The following is a 24,132-nucleotide window of genomic DNA, read 5'->3' as shown; positions in this document are numbered from 1 at the left end:
CAAGGAATATGACCAGACTGCTCATCATCGGTCCGCCCGGCTCCGGAAAAGGTACCCAGGCCGAGCACGTGGCGCGGCATTTCGGGATCCCCGCCGTTTCCACCGGCGACATCTTCCGCAGCAACGTCAGCGACGAGACCCCGCTGGGCAAGGAAGCAGCCAAATACCTGGATGACGGCCTTTTTGTACCCGACCACCTGACGAACGCACTGGTCAAGGACAGGCTTTTGGACGCCGATGTCGAGGCCGGGTTCCTGCTGGACGGCTTTCCCCGCACGGCACCGCAGGTCACCGAACTGGACAACATGCTGCGCTCGCAGGGCAAACGGGTGGACGCTGTCATCGAACTGCGGGCACCCGACGCCGAACTGGAACAACGCATGCTGCAGCGGGCCAAGGAGCAGAGCCGCAAGGACGACACCGTGGATGTCTTCCGCCGCCGCCTCGACCTCTACCACCGCGAAACCCACGAAGTGGTCTCCGTGTACGCTGGCCGGGGTCTGGTGGTGTCCGTGGACGGCAGCGGGGACCCCGGCGAAATCACGGAGGCGGCCATTGCCGCCGTCGAACACTTCCTGAACGGGCAAGGCGGACACCCATGAGAATTGCAGTGACAGGCGGCAGCGGAAAACTGGGGCGGCACGTGGTGCGCAGGCTCACCGCTGACGGGCACCAGGTCCTGAACCTGGACCGGGCGGGGGACCGCAGCCCCGGACTGGCCATCGTGGACCTCCGCAACTACGGCCAGGTCCTGGATGTGCTGCTGGGACTGGACGACAGGCACTCAGGCTTTGACGCCGTCGTCCACCTTGGGGCGATCCCCGCCCCGGGTATCCTCCCGGACGCGGCCACCTTCGAAAACAACATGCTCTCCACCTACAACGTCTTCCAGGCCGCCCGCCGCGCCGGGATCAAAAAGGTGGTGTACGCGTCCAGCGAGACGGTGCTGGGGCTGCCGTTCGACGTGGACCCGCCCTACATCCCCGTGGACGAGGAATATCCCGCCCGGCCGGAAAGCACCTACTCGCTGGTCAAGCACCTCGAAGAGCAGATGGCGATCGAACTGACGCGCTGGGACCCGGAACTGGGCATCGTGGCGTTGCGGTTCTCCAACGTGATGGACGCCCAGGACTACGAGAACTTCCCGTCCTTTGATGCCGACGCCACACTGCGGAAGTGGAACCTGTGGGGCTACATTGACGGCCGCGACGGCGCCCGGGCCGTGGTCCGGGCGCTCGAGTACGGGGAGCCGGGGTTCGAAGCGTTCATCGTGGCCAACGCGGACACCGTGATGAGCCGTTCCAGCGCCAGCCTGGCCGCGGAGGTCTTCCCGGACGTCCGGGTCACCAAGGAGCTGGGGGAGCACGAAACCATGCTCTCCATTGACAAGGCGCGGCGGTTGCTGGGGTTCGAACCGGAGCACAGCTGGCGGACCTACCACCCCAACAGGACCACACCCACGGAGGACTGACGGAGCCGGCATCGCGGCTGTCAGGTGCTGACGTTGAACTCCGCACGGCCGTGCCGTAGGCCATTGACCTGGAGCTCCAGGGCGTGCAGACCAGGATGATGGACCCGGGTGGTCATCGGTTTGAAGGCGTGCCGCTTCCCCAGCGTCCTGGTCTCGCCCGGGGCAAGGGTCAGTGCCGTTAGCTTGAAGATCTTCACGGACTGGCTGCCGTTGGCCTTGCGGTAGTGGACCGCGTAGTCCACCGCCAGCCGCGCCGGCTCACTGCCGCTGTTTGAGATCTCGAATTCGAAGCCCAGGTCCCCTGGCATGGCGACCTCGATCCGGTCCAGGCGTAGCTCCGAGACAGCCACCGACGCTGGTTCGAAGCCCTGGAGCGCCAGCGCCTCCGGATGGCCCTTCTTAACCAGAGTCCGCAGTCCGTGCCGGACCACCCACGCCGTATTGGCGTCCGGTGCGGCCAGCCAGCCTGCCGCCGTCGACACCACTACCGCGGGTGCGTGGCGCGCCAGGTCGTTGAGGTGGTTGGCCACGGAGCGGCGCACGTACTCCGACGGGTCGCGGTACAGGGCGTCGAGGATGGGAAGGGTGGCTTCAGGGCGCTGAACCAGGGCCGGAACACGGACAGCCCAGGGCAGGTAGGCCCGGGTGCCCTCACTGGCGAGACGGCGGACGTGTTCGTCGGGGTGGCCCGTCCAGGTCCGGATGGCCTGCAGGGCCGCGTCAGGATCCCGGGCCAGCAGCCGCCGGATGGCAAACTCCCCGGTCAGCCGGGGCGTCAGCTCAGCGAGAAAGGCCAGGCAGTCCCCAAAATCGCGGGCATCATCCGACTCGAGGGCCAGTGTGACGGCGGCCTCGGAGACCGGCCAGAGGATCCATCCGGTCAACCCGGGGTCAGCCAGCGCCTTCCGGAGCACACGGGCCGCCGTCGCGTAGCCAGGGTCCGACAGGCGGCCCAGGTCCGCCACCAGCGCGGCGCTGACCTGGTCAGTGCGTTGACGCAGGCTGAGTTCGGCCAGGCCCGTGCCGGCCCCGGCCAGCGCCGGCCACCGGGCAGCCGGCGCTGCGGTGACGAGGATCCCGGCCAGCACGCCTACCGACTGCCTGTTGATCAGCTCATTCATCGCACCCATGCCGTCAGGCTATCCCGCGGCGTCAATCACCACCCAACGGCGGCCAACGGGGATAATCTTCACCGTAGGTCTCATCATCGGCGCAAGGGCGGAACACACACGTGGCACAGGAACCAGGACAGCGAACATCCGGCAGGGGCCCCAACTGGTGGCGCCGCTTCCACGACAAGTTCGTTGTGGAAGAGCGCTACATGGACCCCGCGGCGCGAACAGCCCTGTACCGCTGGGCCGTGATCCTGGTGGCAGTCGGGGCTGTCCTGTTTGTGGCAACCCTGCTTGGGGTCCTGCAACGGGATGGGCTGGCGTCGGTCGATGAATCAGCCCGGAACTGGCTCCTGTCCACCCGGTCGGAGGTGCTCACAGCGGTGATGATCTTCCTGGCCGTGGTTTTTGGACCCATAGCCCTGCCGATTATCGTCCTGGTGATCATCCTGGTCTGGGGGTTCGCGGCCAAGCATGCCTGGCGGCCCATGCTCCTGGCGGGCGGCATGCTCACGGGGGTGGTGATTTCACAGATCATCCTGCAGATCGTCCGGCGGTCCCGGCCGCCTGTGGAACTGATGCTGTTCGGTGCCGACCACACGTTCTCATTCCCTTCCGGCCATGTCCTGGGTGCCTGCGACTTCCTGCTGGTGGGCGTTTTCCTGATCGTCTCGCGGCGCACCAACACCCGGGCCGCCGTGCTCGGCTTTATAGGTGCCGGCGTCGGGATTGTGCTGGCAGCGCTCAGCCGGCTGTACCTGGGTTACCACTGGTTCACCGACGCCCTGGCGTCGCTGTCGCTGTCGCTGCTTATCCTGGGTGCGGTCATCGCGCTCGACACGTGGCGCACGGCCCGGATCCCGGGCGAACGGATCACCGGCGAGCTCTCCAAAGCGGATGCGCCGGGCGACTAGGTTCCGGCTGGTTCCCCACAGCTGCCCAGCAGGCTGCGGGTGAGGGATTCGGCGTCGGCCATCAGGTCCTCCACCGCGGCGGCGAGGTGGGCGTCGGACACCGCTGCGCCCTCCAACGCGGCCGCCACCACCGCGCGGCGGACCAGTTCGCGGGCGAGGGACGCGGTGGTGCCCTCCGTCCGTTCGGCGGCAGCCGCCAGCGCAGCCGGCGAGAAGCCAACGTGGCGGGCGTAGAGCTCCAGTAACCGGATCCGCTCCGCACGCCCCGGCAACGGGACCTCCACGGCCAGGTCCACCCGGCCAGGGCGCTGGGCCAGGGCCCGTTCCAGCATGTCCGGCCTGTTTGTGGTGAGCACAAACGCCACATCAGCGTCGTTGTCCAGCCCGTCCATGGCATCCAGCACCTCAAAAAGCAGCGGCTGCGGGCCGTGCCCAAAGCTCCTGTCCTCGGCAATCAGGTCGCAGTCCTCCATCACCACAATGGACGGCTGCAACGCCCGGGCCATCCGCGCCGCATCGGAAATCCTGGCGAGGGACCCGCCGGACAGGAGGATCGCCGTCGAGCCTGCACTCTGGCTCAGCAGGTGCCTGACGGTGTGCGTTTTTCCGGTCCCGGGCTTCCCGTACAACAGGATGCCGCGCTTGAGGTGCTGGCCGTGGTCCCTGAGCGAAGCGCGGTGCGTGGCGATGCCCACTGTATGGTCCGCCACCTTCTGCAGGAGTCCTGCAGGCAGGATGACGTCCGACGCCGGGAGGCTTGGCCGGTGATGGAACGTCACGCCCGCGGCGCTGGGGCCGTATTCGTTCATCACCAGGGAAATCACTTGCCCCTTAAGGACGCTGTTGCCATCCATCCGGCGCCGGAACTCTGCGAGGAACCCCGTGGCGGCATCCCGGTCCGCGGCGAGGACTTCAAGCGTCGCCTGCGGGCGGCCGGATTGCGGGCTGCTGTCGCGCTGCAGGACGGCCAGTGGCTTGCCGTCAAAGCTGAACAGCCAGAGGCCCAGGGCCACGGCCTGGCGGTGGCTGTCCGGGCCCACCGCGAGGTTCGCGAAGTCCGGCTTGGCGAGCGGGAACTGCGGGTAGAGCTGTGATTCCTGGACCATGTCGCTCAGGGACTGGTGATGCCGCTGGCCCCCACCGCCGATGCCAACCAGCCGGCCAGCGGGGTCCTTTTCCACCAGGCCTGCCATCACAATGTCGGCATCCACAAACCGGTGCGGCGGGATCTGTTCCACCACCACCGAAAGCTCCCCGGCAGCCACGCCGAGATGCCCGGTCAGGGCTTCAACCAGCTGTGTTCCGGCCTGCGGTCTATGGCTTGCGGACTGCGCCAGATTAACCAGCGCAGCAAAATCGTCGATGAACTTCCCCAGTTTTCCATCCATGCCCAGACCCTAGCAGGAAGGCCCGGATTGCCACTCGTCAGCATCCCCGCGGTGTGAGATTCTGGGGGGTACAGTTTCCGCCCCCAGCCTAGGAAGTTGCAGCCCCGCATGCACATCACCGCCAAGGATCTTGCCGCCCTCCTTCCCTCCGGATTCACCCTTGGAGTGGCTACCGCTGCGTTCCAGATCGAGGGGGCACTGGAGGAGGACGGCCGCGGCCCCGCAGGGTGGGACCGGTTCGCTGCCAGGCCCGGAACCATCGTGGGGGACCACAGCCCCGTGGTAGCCACCGACCACTACCACCGGATGCCCCAGGATGTTGCCCTGATGAAGCAGCTGGGCGTGGATTCGTACCGGTTCTCCTTTGGCTGGCCGCGGATCCAGCCCACGGGCAAGGGCCCGGCAAACCGCGCCGGCCTGGACTTCTACGACCGGCTCCTGGACGAACTGCTGGCCAACGGGATCTCGCCGATGGCCACCGTGTACCACTGGGACACCCCGCTGGCCCTGGACGACGACGGCGGCTGGATGAACCGGGACACGGCCTACCGCCTGGGTGAATACGCAGCCATCCTTGGCGAGGCGTTCGGGGACCGGGTGGACCGCTGGGTCACCATCAACGAGCCCGCCACCGTCACCACCAACGGCTACACGCTGGGGCTGCATTCCCCTGGGAAGGATCTGCTTCTGGGTGCCTTCCCCACCGTCCACCACCAGCTGCTGGGCCACGGCCTGGCACTGCAGGCGCTGCGGGCTGCAGGGGTACGCGGGGAAATCGGCATGACCAACGTCTACTCGCCCATGGTGCCCAACTCGATCAACCCCCTGGACAAGGTCGCGGCCGGGCTGATGGACCTGGCACAAAACACCCTTTACGCGGATCCCGTCCTGAAGGGCAAATACCCTGACCTGGTCCGGGCCGCAAAGTTCTTCAGCTCCTTCGAGCACCCGGACGAAGACCTGGAACTCATCTCCGCGCCCCTGGACTTCTACGGCCTGAACTACTACATGCCCACCAAGGTCGCAGTGGGTCCAGGCAGCGGTGCGGTGCCTGCCAGCATGGCCGAAGCCATGGGCAGCGACATCAGCGCCACCGGCGGTACGGCCCCGTTCCACGTTGAAGCCTGGCCCGAGGCTGACATTACTGCCTACGGCTGGCCGGTCAAGCCGGAGTACATGGGGGTGGCGCTGAAGGAAATGGCAGCCCGGTACCCCAACCTGCCGCCCGTGTACATCACCGAGGGCGGGGCCAGCTTCGAGGACATCCTGGTCCGGGACAAAGCCACCAACACCGTGTCCATTCCCGATGAGCGCCGCCTCAAGTACCTGTCCGACCATATCGAGGCCGCGGTGAAGGCAACGGCGCCGGGAGGCATCGCGGAGAGCATCGAGCTGCGTGGCTACTACGTGTGGTCGCTGCTGGACAACTTTGAGTGGTCGGCCGGGTACAAACAGCCGTTCGGGCTGCTCCACGTGGACTTCGAAACCCTGGAGCGGACGCCCAAGGCCTCCTATTACTGGCTCCAGGAGCTGATCGAGGAACGCAACCTCCTGCAGGCCGCAGGGATGGCGGTGGCACAGGCAGCGGTCCCGGAAGGCGCTGCAATTCCGGACGACGGCGCCACGCCCGTGGGTGCCATGGCCTAGCTAGAGCAGGTCCAGGGTGGCCAGCTGCTTCGCCATGCCGGCGCCGTCCGGGGAGTAGATCCACGGCACCCGGGACGCTGAGTGGTCGCCGTCCTCCGAGTGGCCGCCGGCGAACACCGACTCACTGACGGACAGTTGCCGGATGGCGATGGCCGCAACGCGGTCCGGGTTGTCCGCGGCGAAGCTGTTGTAGATGGCCTCATCGTGCTGGCCGTTGTCGCCGATCAGGAGCCACTGGATGTCCGGGAACTCCTTGCTGAGCCGCTCCAGGTTCCGGCGCTTGTGTTCCTGGCCGCTGCGGAACCAGCGGTCCTGCGTCAGGCCCCAGTCCGTCAGCAGCAGGGCGCCGGCCGGGTACATGTTGCGGACCAGGAACCGGGCCAGGGTGGGCGCCGCGTTCCAGGGGCCCGTGGACAGGTAGATCACCGGGGCCTCCGGATGCTGGATCCTGAGCCGGTCCAGGAGTACCGCCATGCCGGGGGTGGCCATGCGGGCACGTTCGCTCAGCACAAACGTGTTCCAGAGTGCCAGGAAAGGCCGGGGCAGGGCGGTGACCATCACAGTGTCGTCTATGTCCGAGACGATCCCGAAGCGTACCTCCGGAGCCACCACCTGGATCAGCGCCTCGTACGGTTCGGTGCCTTCGGCCTGCAGTACTGCGGTATGCCAGCCCGGTGAAAGCCGGACGTCCACTTCCGTGTCAACCAGGCCGCCCCGGTCCGCTTTGACGCGGGCCACCACATCGCCGATGGTGATTTCGACGTCCGTAAACTGCAGCGGCACGCTGGTGAACGCACGCCAGCCCCGGACGTTCTGCATGCCGCTGCCGGCCTCCCGCTCGGCCCGGCTGCCCGGCAGCGGCCGCTGCGTCAGCAGCACCCGGCCCAGCACCCGCACCCGGCTGGTGGAGCCGTAGCCCTGGTAGGCGATGGTCTGGGGCACAAAGTCCCAGCGTTTGGCGAGCTTGATCCTGACCCCGTTGACGGCGTCCGAGATGCGGTGGGCCAGCCGGAAAAACCCGTTACCGGCCAAGCCATTCCCGTCCGGCAAATGGTGGGGCTGCGGAGCTGCGTTCGGGGGCACGTCGTGCGGGGCCTGGTCCATCCCTCCACTCTGCCACAGGGCGATGCCTCATACGGTGCTGCATGGGTGGTGAAGGTGCAGGCAGCCACCCCGGCGTCACACGCCGAGGAACCCCCGCAACGTGGCGGCGTTGCGCACGGCGTGGCCGCCGCCGTCGTTATTGAAATATGCGTACACGTCCAGTCCCGCGGCGTCCCATTCACGGATCCGGTCCGCCCACCAGTGCAGGTCCGGATCCTGGTAGGAACCTCCATACAGATGGTGCTGGTCAGGGCCGTGCAGCCGGACGTAGGCGAACGGCGCGGTGGCGCGCAGGACGCAAGGCAAGTTGGCCCCGCTCATGACGCAGTACGCGGCCTGGTGCCGCGCCAGCAGGGCGTACACCCCGGGGCAGTCCCAGCTGGGATGGCGGAACTCGACTGCCACCCGGATCCACGGCGGGACGGCGGACAGGAAGTAGTCCAGCCGCGCTTCGTCGCGTTCCAGTTGTGGCGGCAGCTGGACCAGCAGGACAGCCCGTTTGTCGCCCAGTTCGTGCCAGCAGCGGGCAATGCGTTCCAGCCAGACCTCCGGGCCGTAAAGCTTCCTGCCGTGCGTCAGTCCCCGCGGCGCCTTGACGGACATGGCAAAGCCGGCGGGCAGGCGGCGGTTCCAGCCAGCGAATGCGGTGTCCCGCGGCCAGCGGTAGAAGCTGGCGTTCAACTCAACCGTGCTGAACCGGGACACGTATTGCTGCAGCCGATCGCGGGCGGGCAACCCGGAAGGGTAGAGGACATGCTCCCAGTGGTCGTAGCTCCAGCCGGACGTGCCGATGTGGATTGCCATGGTACCTGCCGTTAGTGGTGGGCCCGCCGCGGGCGGGCCGGACTGGAAGGCTGTTGCATCACCAACTGTCAGGCTACACGCCGGAACCGGCCCTGGCCGCAGGTGCATATGGCAGGGTGGGACCATGGCACGTATCGAGGATTATGCGGTAGTGGGCGACCTGCACACGGGGGCGCTGGTCAGCAAGGAAGGCTCCATCGACTGGCTCTGCCTTCCGCGGTTCGATTCGCCGGCGTGCTTCAACGCGCTGCTGGACACTCCCGACGCCGGGCGCTGGCTCCTCGCGCCCGAAGGCGGCGGCAGCTGCACGCGGCGCAGCTATCGGGACGGCAGCCTCATCCTCGACACGGAGTGGGAGACGCCGGAAGGCACGGTGCGCGTCATCGACTTTATGCCGCCACGCGACTCCGTGGCCGATATAGTCCGCATCGTTGAAGGCGTCAGCGGCACCGTCAAAATGCACGGCGAGCTGACCCTCCGCTTCGATTACGGGCACATCATTCCCTGGGTGCGCCGGGACAAGCACGGGCTCCACGCGATCGCTGGCCCGGACGCGGTTTACCTGGTTACCCCTGCCCCGCTGCACGGCGAGAACATGCACACCGTCAGCGACTTCACGGTCAGCGCAGGGGAGCGGATCCCGTTCGTCCTGACGTGGGCGCCGAGCCATGTGGGCCGGCCCCACATGATGGATGCGGAAGAGGTCCTGGGCACCACGTTCGCGTTCTGGCGCGGCTGGACATCGCAGTGCGCGGTCAAGGGCGAGTACCAGGACGCCGTGGTCCGCTCCCTGGTGACACTCAAGGCGCTGACCTATGCGCCCACCGGCGGCATCGTTGCTGCCGTCACCACCTCCCTGCCGGAACAGCTGGGCGGCCCCCGCAACTGGGACTACCGGTACTGCTGGCTCCGCGACGCCGCCATGACGCTCCAGGCGCTCCTCGCCGCCGGCTACACGGCCGAGGCCGCAGCGTGGCGCGACTGGCTCCTGCGCGCCGTGGCCGGCGACCCGGCAGACCTGCAGATCATGTACGGCATCCACGGCGAACGCCGGCTCCCCGAGATGGAGCTGCCCTGGTTGAAAGGCTACGAAAACTCCGCTCCGGTGCGGATCGGCAATGGCGCCGCTGATCAGTTCCAGCTGGATGTGTGGGGTGAGGTCCTGGACTGCCTGGCGCTGACCCGGAATTCACTGCTGAAGCACTCGGACGAGGCCTGGGCGGTGCAGCTGGCCCTGATGGCCCACCTGGAAACCATCTGGGACCAGCCGGACAACGGGCTGTGGGAAATGCGCGGTCCCCGCCGGCACTTCACGCACTCCAAAGTGATGGCCTGGGTTGCCGCGGACCGGATGGTCAAGGGCGTCCGGGATTACGGGCTGCCCGGTCCGGTGGAACGGTGGGAGGAGCTCCGGGACACCATCCACGCGGAAGTGATGGCCAACGGGTTCGACGCCGAACGGAACACCTTTGTCCAGTCCTACGGCCGGCCGGAGCTGGACGCCAGCCTGCTGCTGATTCCCCGGGTGGGGTTCCTGCCGCCGGATGATCCCCGCGTGATCGGGACCATCGAGGCCATCCAGCGGGACCTGACGGAGGACGGCTTCGTGCTGCGCTACCGCCCCGACGAGAGCGACGACGGCCTGCCGGGCGACGAGGGGGTGTTCCTGGCCTGCTCGTTCTGGCTGGTGGAGGCCCTGCTGGGCGCCGGCCGGCACGTGGAATCCAGGCAGCTGTTTGAGCGCCTGCTGGAACTGCGCAATGACGTGGGACTGCTCAGTGAGGAGTGGGGCGTCAAAGCCGGCCGCCAGCTCGGCAACACCCCGCAGGCCTTCAGCCACTTCGCCCTGGTGACCAGTGCGCTGGAGCTGCACCAGGACACCATGCGCCGCAGCGACAGGCCCATCCCGCCCGAAACGGTTCCCGCCGGCTGAGCCGCCGCTTTTCCATCAGCCAACCGGTAAGTATACTTACTAGTACTTCATGGAGTGCTTCCAGATGCACAGTGCCGTGATTAACGGAGGAGTGATACGAATGGCCGGATATTTTGAACTCGTGGATGCGCCCGACGGCGGCTACCGGGTCCGGATGATGGATGGGGCGGGGAACCTGATGGCCATCTCCGTAACCTTCCCCACCAAGCGGGCGGCCGCCGCCGGCATTGCCATGGCCCGCGAGGTGGCCGGCACCGGCCTGATCCGGGACAAGAGCCATGGCGGTGCAGGAACTGTGCTCCGCGAACGGGTCCGGCCCGTCAGTTCCGCCAAGGAGGAAGCGGCCCTGCGCCGTAAAGCGCCGGACGTCCGGCGGGCGGCAGTGTGAGTAAGGCGGCAGACCAGGCGCCCTCCGGCCTGCGCCGGGGGGTGCTTTTTGATGTGGACGGGACGCTGATTGACTCCTCGTATCTGCATACCGTGGCGTGGTGGGGTGCGTTCCGCCAATACGGCCAGGACATCCCCATGGCCGCGATCCACCAGCATGTGGGCATGGGCGGCGCGCGCCTGGTGGACGCTCTGCTTCCGGCTGGACCCCACCGCCCCGCCACGGCGGACGTCCTGGCCGCCCACGGCGCCCTGTACGCCGCCAACTGGCCCGCACTAAGGGCCTTTGGCGGCGCTGCCGACCTGTTGACCGGCTGTCACGCCGCGGGCCTCGCCGTCGCACTGGCGTCGTCCGCGCGCACCGAGGACCTGGCGGTCATGCGGGACGTCCTGGGCGCCGGCGATGCGATTGACGCTGCTACCAGCGCCAATGATGCCAGCCGCAGCAAACCTGCCCCGGACATCCTGGTGGCCGCCCTGGCCGCCATCGGGGTGGAAGCTGCAGACGCGGTCTACGTGGGGGACGCGGTGTGGGACATGAAGGCTGCGGCGGCGCTGGGCATACCGGCGATCGGGGTCACCAGCGGCGGCATCCCCGCCGAAGCGCTCCGGGAAGCCGGGGCCGTGGAGGTCTACAGCGGGCCGCGTGAGCTGCTGGACAAGCTTGGCGCCAGTGCGATCGGCCGGCTCCTCACCCCGGATCCCGGGCAGTAAACAGCGGTTCTCCCGGTGGGTCAGGCAGTTGGCCCGGCCGTGGCAGCGTCCTCATCGCCGGCGTCGGGCGGCTTGTTCCACGTCACCAGCACATGGACGGAGCCGTCGCCGTTGCGCTGGACGTTCGTTCCGACGTCGGCCGGGACGGCCCCCATCTCCGTGATCCTGGTGCGGTACGACGCCACCAATTGCGTAAGGCTTTCCTCGGTCCATTCGCCGGGCCGTATCCGGGTGGAAATTTCGACTGGTTCCGGCTGGTAGAGCGTCATGGCTGTTCCCCTTCCTGCGGTACGGATCTGTTCTTCCTACGCTAAGAGCCTGTGGCGCGGACGACAAGGGTTTTCATCAGCATGCTTACTTTTTTGGGCGGAATCCGATAGCGTCGAAACGAGGGCAGCCGGCCCGGACCCGAGGTAAAGGAGAAGACAGTGCGAGCACTGACGTGGCAGGGAAAACGATCAGTAAGTGTTGAGGAAGTGCCGGATCCCGTCATCCAGGAACCCACTGACGCCATTGTGCGGATCACGTCCACCGCCATCTGCGGTTCGGACCTGCACCTTTATGAAGTCCTTGGCGCATATATGCATAAGGGGGATGTGATTGGCCACGAGCCCATGGGCATCGTGGAGGAAGTGGGCAGCGCGGTAACCAACCTGCGCAAGGGCGACAGGGTGGTGGTCCCATTCAATATCTCCTGCGGGCACTGCTTTATGTGCAGCCAGGGGCTGCAGTCCCAATGTGAAACCACCCAGGTCAAGGAAAAAGGCTCAGGAGCTTCCCTCTTCGGGTTCTCTGAGTTGTACGGGTCCGTCCCGGGCGGGCAGGCCGAGTACCTGCGCGTTCCCCACGCCGACTACGGGCCGGTCAAAGTGGGAACCGAGTTGCCGGATGAGCGGTACCTCTTCCTCTCCGACATTCTGCCGACCGCCTGGCAGGGTGTGCACTACGCAGACGTTGAGCCGGGCGGAACGCTGGCGGTGTTCGGGCTGGGTCCCGTGGGCCAGTTCGCCAGCCGAATCGCCGCCCACCGCGGCGTCCGGGTCATCGGCGTTGATCCGGTACCTGAACGGCGGGCCATGGCTGCCAGGCACGGCGTGGAAACGCTGGACTACAGCAAAGGCATCGCGGACGAACTGCGGGAGATGACTGCCGGCCGCGGAACTGACGCGGTGATTGACGCCGTCGGCATGGAAGCACACGGTTCCCCGCTTGCCGGGTTCGCGCACCAGGCGCTGGGGCTGCTGCCGGACAAGCTGGCACAGAAAGCCATGGAAACGGCCGGCGTGGACAAGCTCGCGGCGCTCCACACGGCCATCGACGCCGTCCGGCGCGGTGGAACGCTCTCCCTGAGCGGCGTGTACGGCGGCGAGGCAAGCCCCATGCCCCTGATGACCATGTTCGACAAGCAGCTGCAGGTGCGGATGGGCCAGTGCAACGTCCGGCGCTGGACCGATGACATCCTGCCGCTGGTGGAGGACGACGCCGATCCGCTGGGCGTGATGGACCTGGTCACCCACCGGTCCGGGCTGGACGGTGCGCCGGCCCTGTATGAGAAGTTCCAGAAGAAAGAGGACGGCTGCATCAAGGTGGTCCTCAACCCCGGAGCATAAGCCCCAACCCAACCAAGTAGCGCCACGTGCCGTCATGAGGGTTCACAACGACACTTGGCGCTACTCAGGTGGGGAAGAAGAAGTTCCTAGGTGAGTCGGACCTGGCGGTTCATGTCCTTGTACAGCAGGTAGCGGAACTCGCCCGGGCCACCGGCATAGCAGGCCTGCGGGCAGAACGCGCGCAGCCACATGAAGTCGCCGGCCTCCACTTCCACCCAGTCGTTGTTCAGCAGGTACATGGCCTTGCCCTCGAGGACGTAGAGGCCGTGTTCCATCACGTGGGTTTCCGGGAAGGGGATCACGCCGCCGGGCTGGAAGGTCACGATGTTGACCTGCATGTCGTGGGCCAGGTCGCTGGAGTCCGTGAAGCGGGTGGTCTTCCACGCGCCGTTGGTGTCCGGCATCGCGGTGGGCTCAACGTCCTTTTCGTTGGTCACGAAGGACTTGGCCTCGTGCCCTTCCAGGCGTTCGTAGGCCTTGCGGATCCACTGGAACGACGCCGGTTCGGTGGAGTTGTTCTCGACGCCCCACTCCGAGCCGGCGGCCAGGTAGGCGTAGCCGCCCTCCTCCAGCTGGTGCAGCTCGCCGTCGAGGGTGAGGCTGAGGCTGCCGCGGGTAAGGAACACCACGCCTTCGACGCCCGGCTCGAATTCAGCTTTCGGTGCGCCGCCGCCGGGGCCCACCTCGACGATGAGCTGGGAGAAGGTGGTGGCAAAGCCCGAGATGGGCCGGGCGATGATCCAGGAGCGGGTGTTCGAGAAGCCAGGCAGGTTGCTGGTCACGATGTCCGTCATCACGCCTTTGGGAATCACCGTGTAGGCCTCGGTGACGATGGCGCGCTCGGTGGTCAGGTGGCTCTGCGGCGGCAGGCCGCCCTGGGGGGTGTAGTACTTGCCCATTGGGAAGTCCTTTGCTTAGGAGGTGGAAGCGGCCAGCCGCGGGTGGGCAAGGGCCGTGAGGTGGGAAATGTCGACGCCGGTCCCCGCAAGGACCTCGTCGGCACCAACAGCGCCGCACTGGACGCCGCGGAGGACAAACGCCGCAAGGGCGCGGGCCGTGGCGGGCTCGTCCATCACGCCGCCTTCGGTCCGCTCAACGTAGTTGCGCAGGCGGGCGGCAGCTGCGGGCAGGCCTTCCCGGTAGAAGGCGTAGGTGGCGGCGAACCGGCTGGGGAGCTGGGCCGGGTGCAGGTCCCAGCCCTGGTAGTAGCCGCGTTCCAGCGAACGGCGGACCAGCCGGCCGTGCAGCTGCCACGCGTTTTCCACGTTGTCGCCCACCGGGATGATGTTGGTGGACCCGTCGGAGAGCCGGATGCCGGTGCCGGCCACGGCCAGCTGCATGACTTCCTTGGCGAAGTCGGCAACGGGGTGCTCCATGGACTGGTACTCGGCCGCGATCTGCAGCGACGCGGAGTAGTCGTAGGTGCCGTAGTGCAGGCCGCTGATCCGGCCGGGCACCGCGTGCGGAAGCTGCGCCACCGGCGAGGTGCCGTCCGGTCCGAGGATCAGCTGCGGTGTTTCCACCTGCACCTCGAAGCGGAGCCTGCCGGCAGGCAGGGAGTGAACTGTTTCCAGGCGTGAGACCGCGAAGTCCATGGCCTGGACCTGCGCCACGGTGGTGACTTTGGGCAGGGTCAGGATCAGGCCCTCGGGAAGTTCGCCGGCAGCGGCCAAGCCGGACACAAACAGGTCCAGGGTCCGCAGCCCGCGGGCCCGGGTGGCGGCCTCGAAGCATTTGAACCGGATCCCGATGAACGGCGGGGCGGTCCCGGCCGCGGCTGCGGCGGCCACGGCGGAAGCCGCGGCAACGGCGGCGGCGTCTTCGGCGTCGTCGCCCCTGTCGCCGAACCCGTCCTCAAAGTCGAGCCGCAGGTCCTCGATGGGTTCGCTTGCCAGCTTGGCCGCCACCCTGGTGGACACGGCCTCGGCCAGCCCGGCGTCCTGGCCCAGGAGGTCCGCGAGCTTACCGAAGCCGCCCTTGGCTGCCACGGTAGCCAGCGCCTCGGCGCCCCAGTCCGCAGCGAACGACGGCGAGAAACGGTCAGCGGGCACGTACACCGTATGGACGGGCTGGCGGGAGCCGTCGTCGCCCGGGTAGTTGCGGTCCAGCAACCGGTCGGTGGCTGCGAGCTGCCCGTCGATGTGGGCCAGGTCCGCAGCAGAGAGAGAAGGTGTTGCCGCCATGCCTCAGCCCACCAGTTCGTATGCAGGGGTGGTCAGGAAGTCGGTGTAGCCATCGGAAAGGCAGATGTCCCCGATGAGCCCGCTGGCCGGCTGGTAGTAGCGGAGGAACGCTTCGTCGCCCACCTCCGTGCGGAGCCGTTCGGTTTCCTCGCCCAGGATCCGCTCCACCAGGTCCTTGGTGACGGTGTTGCCGGTATCGGCCAGCACCGATTTGTTGCGGATCTGCTGCCACACCTGCGACCGGGAGATTTCCGCGGTGGCGGCGTCCTCCATCAGGTTGTGGATGGCCACGGCGCCGTTGCCCGAAAGCCACACGGCGGTGTACGCGACGGCCACGTAGAGGTTCAGGCGAAGGCCGGCTTCGGTGACCTGGCCGTCGGCGGAGGAGACGTCCAGCAGCTGGGCTGCCGTGACGGTGACCTCGGGGCGCTGCTTGTCCAGCTGGTTGGGCCTGTCGCCGAGGACCCCGTCAAAGACTTCGCGGCAGGTGGGGACGAGGTCCGGGTGGGCCACCCAGGACCCGTCGAAGCCGTCGTTTGCTTCCCGGGTCTTGTCTGCGCGGACCTTGGCGAAGGCCGCCTCGGTGACCTCAGGGTGGCGCCGGTTGGGGATAACGGCCGCCATGCCGCCCATGGCGAAGGCGCCCCGGTGGTGGCAGGTCTTCACCAGGAGTTCCGTGTAGGCCCGCATAAAGGGTGCGGTCATGGCCACGGAGGCGCGGTCCGGCAGGACGAATTCCTCGCCGGCGTCCCGGAAGTACTTGATGATGCTGAACAGGTAGTCCCAGCGGCCGGCGTTCAGGCCCGACGCGTGGTCCCGCAGTTCGTACAGGATTTCGTCCATCTCGAACGCAGCCGGGATGGTCTCGATCAGCACCGTGGCCCGGATGGTGCCCTGGCCCAGGCCCAGGAAGTCCTGCGCGAAAACAAACACGTCGTTCCACAGCCGGGCTTCGAGGTGGCTTTCCATCTTGGGCAGGTAGTAGTACGGGCCCTGGCCGTTGAGGACCAGCTGCTTTGCCACGTGGAAGAAGTGCAGGCCGAAGTCCACCAGCGCGCCTACGGCCGGCTGGCCGTTCAGCAGCAGGTGCTTTTCCGCCATGTGCCAGCCGCGGGGGCGGGCCACCACGACGGCCAGGGGCGCGTCGGTGCGGAGCCGGTATTCCTTGCCCTCATCAGAGGTGAAGGCCAGGGTGCCCTGGGCGGCGTCGCGGAGGTTGAGGATGGCGTCGATGACGTTGCCCCACGTGGGGGTGCTGGCATCCTCGAGGTCCGCGAGCCACACCTTGGCACCGGAGTTAAGGGCGTTGATGGCCATCTTGGCCGGCGTAGCGGGCCCGGTCATTTCCACGCGCCGGTCCTGCAGGGCTGCCGGTGCGGCGGCAACCTTCCAGTCGCCGGCGCGCACCTCCTGCGTTTCCGGCAGGAAATCGAGCTTGCCGGTTTCGGCAACACGCTGGCGCTTGGCACCGCGGGCAGCCAGGAGCTCGTCGCGTGTGCCGGCGAAACGTTTGTGGAGTTCCTCCACGAAAGCCAGCGCCTTGGGCGTGAGGATTTCCTCCGCGCGCTCGATCGGCGTGGGGTCTGTGACTGTGATGGCCATTTCTGGTCCTTTCCTTGGCTGCGGGTCAGGCGGTGTGTCAGGCGTTGGCGTAAGCGGCCTCGGCCGCCGGTTCCGTTGCCTGGCCAGCCGCTGTTGCCGCCTGGGCTGAACGGGCGGCTGCTGCCACCGCTGCCGCCACATCGGCGGCCACGTGGGGATCAAAGACGCTGGGGATAATGTAGCTGGCATTCAGCTCGTCGTCAGCTACCCGGTTGGCGATGGCATCCGCGGCGGCCACCAGCATCTCCGGCGTGATGTCCGATGCGCCGGCGTCCAGGAGGCCGCGGAAGAAGCCTGGGAACGCCAGCACGTTGTTGATCTGGTTGGGGAAGTCGCTGCGGCCCGTGGCCACTACTGCTGCGTGCTTTGCGGCGATGACGGGGTCGATCTCCGGCGTGGGGTTGGCCATGGCGAACACGATGGCATCTGCGGCCATCGAGGCGACCTGCTCCTCGCCGATGACGTGCGGTGCGCTGACGCCGATGAACACGTCGGCACCCTTGAGCGCCTCGTGCAGGGTTCCGGCGAAGCCTTCCTCGTTGGTGTTGGCGGCAATCCAGCTGCGGTGGCTGTCGTTGTACGTTTCGCCGGAGTGGATGGCGCCGGAGCGGCCGGCAGCAACAATGTGCTGGGCGCCCTGGGCCTTGAGGAGCTGGATGATGGCGGAACCCGCGGCGCCAACGCCGGAGACAACGATCTTGACCTCGGCGAGGGTCTTGCCCACCACACGCAGGGCGTTGACCAGGGCTGCCAGGGTGACGATGGCGGTGCCGTGCTGGTCATCGTGGAACACCGGGATGTCCAGTTCCTCGCGGAGGCGGTTCTCAATCTCGAAGCAGCGCGGGGCGGCGATGTCCTCGAGGTTGATGCCACCGTAAACGGGGGCCATGGCCTTGGCGATCATGATGATTTCCTCGGTGTCCTGGGTATCCAGGCAGACCGGCCAGGCATCAACGTTGGCGAACTGCTTGAACAGTGCCGCCTTGCCTTCCATGACCGGCAGGGCCGCGGCCGGGCCGATGTTGCCCAGGCCCAGGACCGCCGAACCGTCAGTGAGCACAGCGATGGTGTTGCGCTTGACCGTCAGGTTGCGGGCAGCAGCGGGGTCCTCGGCGATGGCCATGCAGACGCGGGCGACGCCGGGCGTGTAGGCGCGGGACAGGTCATCGCGGTTGCGCAGGGCTACTTTGGGGACAACTTCAAGCTTGCCGCCCAGGTGCATCAGGAACGTGCGGTCCGAGACATGCTGGACCGTGACGCCGTCGAGCGCGTTCAGGGCGTCCTTCACGCGGCCGGCGTGGTCGTCGTCGGTGGTGTTGCAGGTGACGTCCACTACAAGGGTCTCGTGGTGGGACTCGGTGACGTCCAGTGCGGTGATGGCTGCGCCGGCTGCGCCGACGGCGGCGGCCAGTTCACTGGTGGCCGTGAAGCTTGAGGGTGCTTCCACGCGCAGGGTGATCGAATTTCCGGGGCTCGGGTTCGCCATTGAATGTCCTCCTGTAGGGCCCTAGCGGGCTTTCTGCTTTCGAAAAGTTTTCGTATTATGGATATTATTATCTACTTTGTGGAAATACAAGCCCCGAGGTGTTTCATGGCGTCCGGCCGCGGCCGTGCTGTAAGTTGGGACAACTAGGGCACGTCTTTTTCACCATGCGGATAAGACTTGTCGGAATCCGAGTCCACAGGAGACTGGTACATGGCTGAGAAAGCCGCCGGAGGCGTTCAGTCCGTTGAACGCGTGTTCGAACTCTTGGAACTGATCACGGACGCTGGCGGCGACGTCACCCTGAGTGAGCTGTCCTCGTCCACGGACCTGCCGCTGCCCACCATCCACCGGCTCCTGCGGACATTGGTGTCCCTGGGGTACATCCGCCAGCTGCCCAACCGCAGGTATGCGCTGGGGCCCCGGCTGATCCGGCTCGGCGAAGGCGCCAACAAACAGCTCGGCGCCGTGGCCCGGCCGCAGCTCAAGGGCCTGGTGGACCGGTTGGGGGAGACCTCCAACATGGCTGTGCTGGACTCTGACATGGTGATTTACGTGGCGCAGGTTCCCTCGCTGCACTCCATGCGGATGTTCACCGAGGTGGGCCGGCGCGCCCACACCCATGACACCGGCGTGGGCAAGGCCATCCTGGCCCAGCTGGACGACGAGGTGGTCCGCGGCATCGTGGCCCGCACCGGCATGCCCACCCCCACGGCCAAAAGCATCGGCGACATCGAAGCGCTGTTGGCGGACCTGGGCCGGATCCGGGAACGCGGCTATTCCATCGATGAGGAAGAACAGGAGCTCGGCGTGCGCTGCTTCGCCATGGCCGTGCCCAACGCGCCGACCCCCACTGCCATCTCGGTGTCCGGGCCCGTATCCCGGGTGGACTTTTCCTTCGGCGAACGGGCAGTGCCCATGCTCCGGGACGCCGCGCAGGCCATCTCGGATGAGCTCAACCGCAACTGATCCTGCCGGTCCGGACGGGCGGGTGGAGCCTGCCTGTCCGGGCTTCCGGCACGGGTCAGCCACGGCCGTTGACCCCCTCCGGGCCCGGGCGTAGCATCAGCGCATCCATTGGAAATCAACCCTGGGAGCGCTGTCATGGCAACCTTCATGGACGTGCATCACAACATGGTCGGCATCACCGCTGAGCAACTGCACGAAGCCCACAACGCCGACCTGGCAATCCAGGCGGACGAGCAGGTGGAGTTCAAGCAGGCGTGGGCTGATCCCGACTCCGGCCTGGTGTATTGCCTGTCCGAGGCGCCGGACGTGGAAGCCGTGAAACGGATCCACGAGCGGTCCGGGCATCCCGCCGACGAATACCATCCGGTTCCCCTGGTGGTGTGAAGCTGCCGCGGAACCACGGCTGCCGGCGTTGTGCCCCCACCGCCGAAGCGCGAGATGGCACTTCGCGGCAATGTTCTTCGAAAACATTGCCGCGAAGTGCCATCTCGCGTGGGGGGTTAGTGCTCTGACGCCTTTTCGCTGGACTGGACCGGGACTTCCTTGCCGTCGCAGTCGATGAGCTTGCCGCCTTCGAAGCGGTCGCCGTCGGCCAGGCACTTCAGTTCCTCTTCCTTGACCACACGGCCGGTGCCGGCCACAAAGACCGACTGGTTCTCCGAATTCCCTGCCCGCAGGTGGTTGAAGAGGAGGTTCAGCAGGATGGCCATGACGGCTGCCGAGCTGATGCCGGAGTGGAAGATGGTGCCGAACCAGGACGGGAACTGGTCATAGAACGACGGTGCGGCGATGGGGATCATGCCGAACCCGATGGACGCGGCCACGATGATCAGGTTCATGTTGTTTTTGTATTCAACCTTGGACAGCGTGCGGATGCCGGAGGCGGCAACGGTGCCGAAGAGGACCACACCGGCGCCGCCCAGGACGGGCGTGGGGACGGCTGCCACCACGCGGCCCAGGACGGGCAGCAGGCCCAGGATGACCAGGATCAGGCCGCCGGCGCTGACCACAAAGCGGCTCTTGACGCCGGTGATGGCCACCAGGCCCACGTTCTGGGCGAAGGCGCTCTGGGTGAAGGAGTTGAACAGGGGGGAGATGGCGCTGGAGAGCATGTCGGCGCGCAGGCCGTCACCGATCCGTTTGGAGTCCACCTTGGTGCCCACGATTTCGCCCACGGCGATGATGTCCGCGGAGGTCTCGGTCAGTGTCACCAGGATAACGATCAACATGGAAATGATGGCGGCGATTTCGAAGACGGGCGGGCCGAACGCGAAGGGAGTGGGGAAGGCAACGATTTCGCCCTGGCCCACCTTGGAGAAGTCAGCCATGCCGAAGATGAAGGCGATCAGGGTGCCCAGGACCATGGCCAACAGGATGGACAGCCGGGAGATTGCGGCGCTGCCCACTTTGCTCAGGAGCAGGACGATTGCCATGGTGGCGGCGGCGAGGCCGATGTTGGAGACGCTGCCGTAGTTGGGGGCCTTGTTGTTGCCGCCCATGGCCCAGTTGGCTGCCACGGGCATCAGGGTCAGGCCGATGGTGGTGATGACGGTTCCGGTGACCACCGGTGGGAAGAACCGGATGATCTTGGAGAACAGCGGGGTGATGAGCAGGCCGATCACGGAGGCCACAATGACCGAGCCGAAGACCGCCTGGATCCCGCCGCCGCCGTGGACGATCGCCACCATGGTGGAGACGCCGGCGAAGGAGACGCCCTGCACCAGCGGAAGCTGGGAGCCGAAGAACGGGATGCCCACGGTCTGCAGGATGGTGGCGAGGCCGCCGACGAACAGGCAGGCGGCGATCAGCAGGCCGATGTCCTGCGAGTTCATGCCCGCAGCGGCGCCGATGATCAGGGGCGGGGCAATGATGCCGCCGTACATGGTGAGGACGTGCTGGAATCCGTAAGCGAACGTGCTTCCAATGGACAGTCGCTGGTCTTCGGGACGGCCGGTATGGGAAGTGCGCTTGCCGGCGGCAGCAGCGGCCGGCTTCTTTTTGAGGTTCATGGCAGACTTTCTGGGTTCATGGCAGACGTCTTTGTCTGGCTAACGTTGTCTGGCTGACGTGGTGCTGTCTGTGGTGCCGGTGGCCGGGCCGGGATGCGGCGCGGCCACCGGTTTTCAGGCTGGTGGTGTTGCGGGTTTTGGTGCAGGTGTTTGCAGGCTCAGCAGAAGCCGGCGATGCCTGACCAGGCTGCCGGGGCGGCCGCGGCGTCGTCGCGCTGGACGGTGGCCTCGATCAGGCCGTAAGGGCGGTCGGCGGCGAAGAAGACCTCGTTGGGGTTGTCCAGGCCGAAGGGGGAAAGGTCCACCAGGAAGTGGTGCTTGTTGGGCATGGAGAACTTGATCTCGTCGATTTCGCTGTGCGCCTCGAGGACCTTGGTGCCCATGTCGAACAGGGTCTGCTGGAGGGCGTGTGAGTAGTTCTCGGTGAAGCCCTCGAGCAGGAGGCCCTTGACGTCGTCGTAGCTCTTGTTGAAGTCCAGCGAGCTGAAGTCGGTGCCGGTCTTGAAGCGCCAGCGGGCAGAGACATCCGTGGCCAGGATGCGGTCGGTGGTCTCGGGGAGGGTGGTGTATTTGTCCCGCGGGTAGCCGGTGAAGCCGGACTGGGTGGATTTGAGGACAGTGAGGTCCTTCAGCCCGGAGATCAGGTGGCTGGTGGCGCCGTCACAGACCAGGACCGCGGTGCGGACTTCCTGGCCGTTGCGGACGAAGGAGTGGTCGTGTTCGCTGCCGTGGGCCTGGATGCGGTCCCAGCTGTAGGCCTCCGCTTCCCAGCGGCCGCCGGTGACCCAGTCGAAGCTGGAGGTGAAGTGGCCGCCAAGGCGCAGGAGGAATTCCTCGGGGGAGCCGATGCCTTCGCGGGCAAAGGCGTAAATGGTGTTTTTCTGGGTATCGGTGGCCACCACATGGGCGTTGTCGCCTTCGAGGTGGGCGGCCGAGAAATCGCCCCGGAGCTGCGAGGTGACGTTAAGGTCTTCGATTTCGTGGCGGGCTGAGTCGCGGGTGATTTTGACGACCCGGACTTCTGCCTTGCCGTACTGGTTTTCGCCGAGGATGATCTTGCTGCTCATGGTCTGTTCCCAACTTCCGGTAGTGGAACCTAGGTTCCTTCACTGAAATTAAGCGCGCATTTCGTGCGCGTTCCGGTGTTGCCGACCCAACAAAAAAGAGCCGGCATCGATTGATGCCAGCTCATTACGACCCTGCCTGCTGCTCCCAGGTTACGTGACCTGGGCCACGAGTTGACTAACAGCGTACTCCCGCAAATCGGTGGTGTACATCACAAAATGAAAATCCGGATTGTGACCGGCTGCCGGCCGCGCCGCTTCGGGATACCCCCTTGACGGGGTGGAGGCGGTGATCCTACTATTTCGTATAGCAATAAATACTTTCCGCAATACGAAATAATGAGGAGGATTAGATGTTCCAGCACAATACGACGCCGGTGACCCCGACGCCGGCCACCGCACCCGCCGCCCAGGAGTTCTACCTTCCCCGGGGCGGCGGAATTGATCCGGACTTCCACGTGCCGGCGGACAGGGAACACGTTCCCGGCCGGATCTCCCGCTGGATCGCCGCGATCCCGGGCTTCGGCCGCCAGCGCTCCTAGCGAAGTACACCTGGAAACGTGGGTCCGGGCCGCTGCCCGACGCGCAGATTCACTCCCGCCGCGCAGATTCCCTGCCGCACCGCAGATTCACTCCCGCACCGCAGACAACGGGGTCGTCAGGGAATCTGCGCGTCGCAGGCCACGGAGCGCGTCGCAGGCAACGGCGCCGCCGGGGCAGAGCGATTCAGGCCCGCGCCTGCCGCGCCCGACGGCGGCCCAGGATCACTGCCAGCACCACAACGACCAGCAGGACTGCCAGCTGGCCCCACGGCACTGCTGCCGTCGATGCGGCGGCCGTTACCTCGGTACCGGGGCTGCCGGCCACGGACCACGGCTGAAGGACTACTGTGGCGTTCCCGGCAAATATGGGCCAGGTCCCCGGCAGGGTCACGGTCCGGGTGCTGCTTCCGCCGGGGATCAGTTCCGCCACGGCGCCGGAGGCCGCTCCGGCCCCCAGCAGGCCGGACGCGTCCACGTTTTCGTCGGCCCGCGCGCGGACGTTGCCGTTGTTGGTCACCGTATAGGTCACTTCCGGTGCCACCGGTGCAAACGGGTTCCACGCGGCCGGGTAGTTGACGGTGACGTCGGAGATGGCCATCGCGATGGTTTCCTCGCCTGCCACCCGCACGTTGAGCCGTGTGGCCAGGCGCCGGTCAAGTTTCACCGTGCCCTGCGCAGCAGCCGAAACGAACGAGGTCACCACCCCGCCCACATGGTCGCCTGGGCTGGCATCGGCGGGGACAGCCAGGCTGAACGGGACTTCCCGGGCCGCACCGGGTTGAACGGTGATGGTTGCGGCGTCTGCCGCGAACCAGCTGCCCACGCCGGCCGCGGCTGTGGCGGCCGGTTCCAGGTCAAGATGCCCGCTCGCGGACGTCACGCCGTCGGCCGCATAAACAGCGAGGTCCAGCGGCGTGCTGCCCAGGTTGGTCACCACCAGGGTGTCCTGGATGGTGGCACCGGGGTCCAGGGTGTAGGAGAAATTGCTGCGCTGCGCGGCGTCGGTGCTGCCGGGCCGGATGCTCCAGGAGAGTCCGTCTGCGGTGGTGCTGGTGGCGGCGAGTGCCTGCGCCGGCAACGCGCCAGCCAACAGGGCCAGGAGGCTGATGAGGACGACGGCGGCTGTACGGTACATGGGTCCTTCAAGGGGGAGGGGGCAGGGCCGCCCGGAATCGGACGGCCCCGGCCATGGGTTT

General features: G+C 66.7%; 23 protein-coding genes. 11 read left to right on the top strand and 12 right to left on the bottom strand.

Features of this window, described 5'->3' with window-relative positions:
• The first annotated feature begins 8 nt into the window (after positions 1-8).
• Complete coding sequence (locus tag ACRB8A_RS16170) at positions 9-602, top strand: adenylate kinase (protein WP_432245100.1); 594 nt, start codon at positions 9-11, stop codon at positions 600-602.
• Positions 599-1,471, top strand: coding sequence for an NAD-dependent epimerase/dehydratase family protein (locus ACRB8A_RS16165; protein ID WP_432245099.1), 873 nt, complete (start codon positions 599-601; stop codon positions 1,469-1,471). Before ACRB8A_RS16170 ends, ACRB8A_RS16165 begins: the two co-directional genes overlap by 4 nt.
• A 20-nt stretch (positions 1,472-1,491) precedes the next feature.
• Here the strand turns inward: ACRB8A_RS16165 and ACRB8A_RS16160 are convergent, their stop codons facing one another.
• Entirely contained in the window at positions 1,492-2,601 is a 1,110-nt protein-coding gene (locus ACRB8A_RS16160; RefSeq protein ID WP_432245098.1) for a DNA alkylation repair protein, read from the bottom strand.
• Between the two features lie 191 nt (positions 2,602-2,792).
• Here ACRB8A_RS16160 and ACRB8A_RS16155 point away from each other — a divergent pair, with 191 nt between their 5' ends.
• On the top strand, positions 2,793-3,497 hold the full coding sequence (locus ACRB8A_RS16155) for a phosphatase PAP2 family protein (RefSeq protein WP_432246056.1): 705 nt from the start codon (positions 2,793-2,795) through the stop codon (positions 3,495-3,497).
• On the opposite strand, the gene ACRB8A_RS16150 is transcribed toward ACRB8A_RS16155, so the two are convergent.
• Entirely contained in the window at positions 3,494-4,885 is a 1,392-nt protein-coding gene (locus tag ACRB8A_RS16150) for an AAA family ATPase (RefSeq protein ID WP_432245097.1), read from the bottom strand. The genes ACRB8A_RS16155 and ACRB8A_RS16150 overlap by 4 nt on opposite strands.
• A 108-nt stretch (positions 4,886-4,993) precedes the next feature.
• Between ACRB8A_RS16150 and ACRB8A_RS16145 the strand changes: the two genes are divergently transcribed.
• Positions 4,994-6,532 carry a glycoside hydrolase family 1 protein gene (locus ACRB8A_RS16145; protein WP_056601327.1) on the top strand — a complete coding sequence of 513 codons (1,539 nt, stop codon included), beginning with the start codon at positions 4,994-4,996 and terminating at the stop codon, positions 6,530-6,532.
• On the opposite strand, the gene ACRB8A_RS16140 is transcribed toward ACRB8A_RS16145, so the two are convergent.
• Both ACRB8A_RS16140 and ACRB8A_RS16135 read right to left on the bottom strand, forming a co-directional pair.
• Complete coding sequence (locus tag ACRB8A_RS16140) at positions 6,533-7,636, bottom strand: App1 family protein (RefSeq protein ID WP_082484547.1); 1,104 nt, start codon at positions 7,634-7,636, stop codon at positions 6,533-6,535.
• A gap of 75 nt (positions 7,637-7,711) precedes the next feature.
• The gene (locus ACRB8A_RS16135) at positions 7,712-8,440 is read right to left on the bottom strand and encodes a DUF72 domain-containing protein (protein ID WP_050685116.1); all 729 of its coding nucleotides are present in this window, start codon (positions 8,438-8,440) and stop codon (positions 7,712-7,714) included.
• Between the two features lie 124 nt (positions 8,441-8,564).
• Here ACRB8A_RS16135 and ACRB8A_RS16130 point away from each other — a divergent pair, with 124 nt between their 5' ends.
• The 3 genes from ACRB8A_RS16130 (at position 8,565) to ACRB8A_RS16120 (ending at position 11,474) form a co-directional block, all read left to right on the top strand.
• Complete coding sequence (locus ACRB8A_RS16130) at positions 8,565-10,373, top strand: glycoside hydrolase family 15 protein (RefSeq protein WP_056601203.1); 1,809 nt, start codon at positions 8,565-8,567, stop codon at positions 10,371-10,373.
• A gap of 100 nt (positions 10,374-10,473) precedes the next feature.
• The gene (locus ACRB8A_RS16125) at positions 10,474-10,761 is read left to right on the top strand and encodes a DUF1508 domain-containing protein (RefSeq protein WP_050685118.1); all 288 of its coding nucleotides are present in this window, start codon (positions 10,474-10,476) and stop codon (positions 10,759-10,761) included.
• Positions 10,758-11,474, top strand: a complete 717-nt coding sequence (locus ACRB8A_RS16120; RefSeq protein WP_432245096.1) for an HAD family hydrolase — start codon at positions 10,758-10,760, stop codon at positions 11,472-11,474. The genes ACRB8A_RS16125 and ACRB8A_RS16120 overlap by 4 nt, the downstream gene beginning before the upstream one ends.
• A gap of 20 nt (positions 11,475-11,494) precedes the next feature.
• On the opposite strand, the gene ACRB8A_RS16115 is transcribed toward ACRB8A_RS16120, so the two are convergent.
• A complete protein-coding gene (locus tag ACRB8A_RS16115) occupies positions 11,495-11,743 on the bottom strand; it encodes a hypothetical protein (RefSeq protein ID WP_050685119.1) in 249 nt (82 codons plus the stop codon).
• 159 nt (positions 11,744-11,902) lie between these two features.
• Between ACRB8A_RS16115 and ACRB8A_RS16110 the strand changes: the two genes are divergently transcribed.
• Positions 11,903-13,084, top strand: a complete 1,182-nt coding sequence (locus tag ACRB8A_RS16110) for a zinc-dependent alcohol dehydrogenase (protein WP_050685120.1) — start codon at positions 11,903-11,905, stop codon at positions 13,082-13,084.
• 86 nt (positions 13,085-13,170) lie between these two features.
• Here the strand turns inward: ACRB8A_RS16110 and ACRB8A_RS16105 are convergent, their stop codons facing one another.
• From ACRB8A_RS16105 to ACRB8A_RS16090, 4 genes are read right to left on the bottom strand one after another with little or no spacing between them, the layout of a single operon-like run.
• A complete protein-coding gene (locus ACRB8A_RS16105; protein ID WP_050685121.1) occupies positions 13,171-13,983 on the bottom strand; it encodes a bifunctional allantoicase/(S)-ureidoglycine aminohydrolase in 813 nt (270 codons plus the stop codon).
• 15 nt (positions 13,984-13,998) lie between these two features.
• Entirely contained in the window at positions 13,999-15,267 is a 1,269-nt protein-coding gene (locus ACRB8A_RS16100) for a DUF6986 family protein (RefSeq protein WP_050685122.1), read from the bottom strand.
• Positions 15,268-15,270: 3 nt separating this feature from the next.
• Positions 15,271-16,869, bottom strand: coding sequence for a malate synthase A (aceB, locus tag ACRB8A_RS16095; RefSeq protein ID WP_050685123.1), 1,599 nt, complete (start codon positions 16,867-16,869; stop codon positions 15,271-15,273).
• 37 nt (positions 16,870-16,906) lie between these two features.
• Positions 16,907-18,355 (bottom strand): NAD-dependent malic enzyme, encoded by a 1,449-nt coding sequence (locus ACRB8A_RS16090; RefSeq protein ID WP_050685124.1) that lies wholly within the window; start codon positions 18,353-18,355, stop codon positions 16,907-16,909.
• Between the two features lie 210 nt (positions 18,356-18,565).
• On the opposite strand from ACRB8A_RS16090, the gene ACRB8A_RS16085 reads away from it, so the two are divergent.
• Both ACRB8A_RS16085 and ACRB8A_RS16080 read left to right on the top strand, forming a co-directional pair.
• Positions 18,566-19,321: an IclR family transcriptional regulator gene (locus tag ACRB8A_RS16085; RefSeq protein WP_050685125.1), complete on the top strand. Its 756-nt coding sequence runs from the start codon at positions 18,566-18,568 to the stop codon at positions 19,319-19,321.
• Positions 19,322-19,456: 135 nt separating this feature from the next.
• Positions 19,457-19,705, top strand: a complete 249-nt coding sequence (locus ACRB8A_RS16080) for an SCO4226 family nickel-binding protein (protein ID WP_050685126.1) — start codon at positions 19,457-19,459, stop codon at positions 19,703-19,705.
• A 116-nt stretch (positions 19,706-19,821) separates the two neighbouring features.
• Here ACRB8A_RS16080 and ACRB8A_RS16075 read toward each other — a convergent pair whose 3' ends face one another.
• Positions 19,822-21,330 carry a nucleobase:cation symporter-2 family protein gene (locus tag ACRB8A_RS16075; protein ID WP_050685127.1) on the bottom strand — a complete coding sequence of 503 codons (1,509 nt, stop codon included), beginning with the start codon at positions 21,328-21,330 and terminating at the stop codon, positions 19,822-19,824.
• Between the two features lie 158 nt (positions 21,331-21,488).
• Positions 21,489-22,397 carry a factor-independent urate hydroxylase gene (gene pucL / locus ACRB8A_RS16070; RefSeq protein ID WP_432245095.1) on the bottom strand — a complete coding sequence of 303 codons (909 nt, stop codon included), beginning with the start codon at positions 22,395-22,397 and terminating at the stop codon, positions 21,489-21,491.
• Between the two features lie 350 nt (positions 22,398-22,747).
• On the opposite strand from pucL, the gene ACRB8A_RS16065 reads away from it, so the two are divergent.
• Positions 22,748-22,936, top strand: a complete 189-nt coding sequence (locus ACRB8A_RS16065; RefSeq protein WP_050685129.1) for a hypothetical protein — start codon at positions 22,748-22,750, stop codon at positions 22,934-22,936.
• Between the two features lie 184 nt (positions 22,937-23,120).
• Here the strand turns inward: ACRB8A_RS16065 and ACRB8A_RS16060 are convergent, their stop codons facing one another.
• A complete protein-coding gene (locus ACRB8A_RS16060) occupies positions 23,121-24,071 on the bottom strand; it encodes a WxL protein peptidoglycan domain-containing protein (protein WP_285241716.1) in 951 nt (316 codons plus the stop codon).
• Positions 24,072-24,132 lie beyond the last annotated feature (61 nt).

Origin of the sequence: Arthrobacter sp. G.S.26 (assembly GCF_050847375.1) — a bacterium.
In the GTDB taxonomy this organism is placed as follows: Bacteria; Actinomycetota; Actinomycetes; order Actinomycetales; family Micrococcaceae; genus Arthrobacter.
Note: the sequence above shows the minus strand (reverse complement) of the source record. Positions and strands in the feature narration are given on the sequence as shown.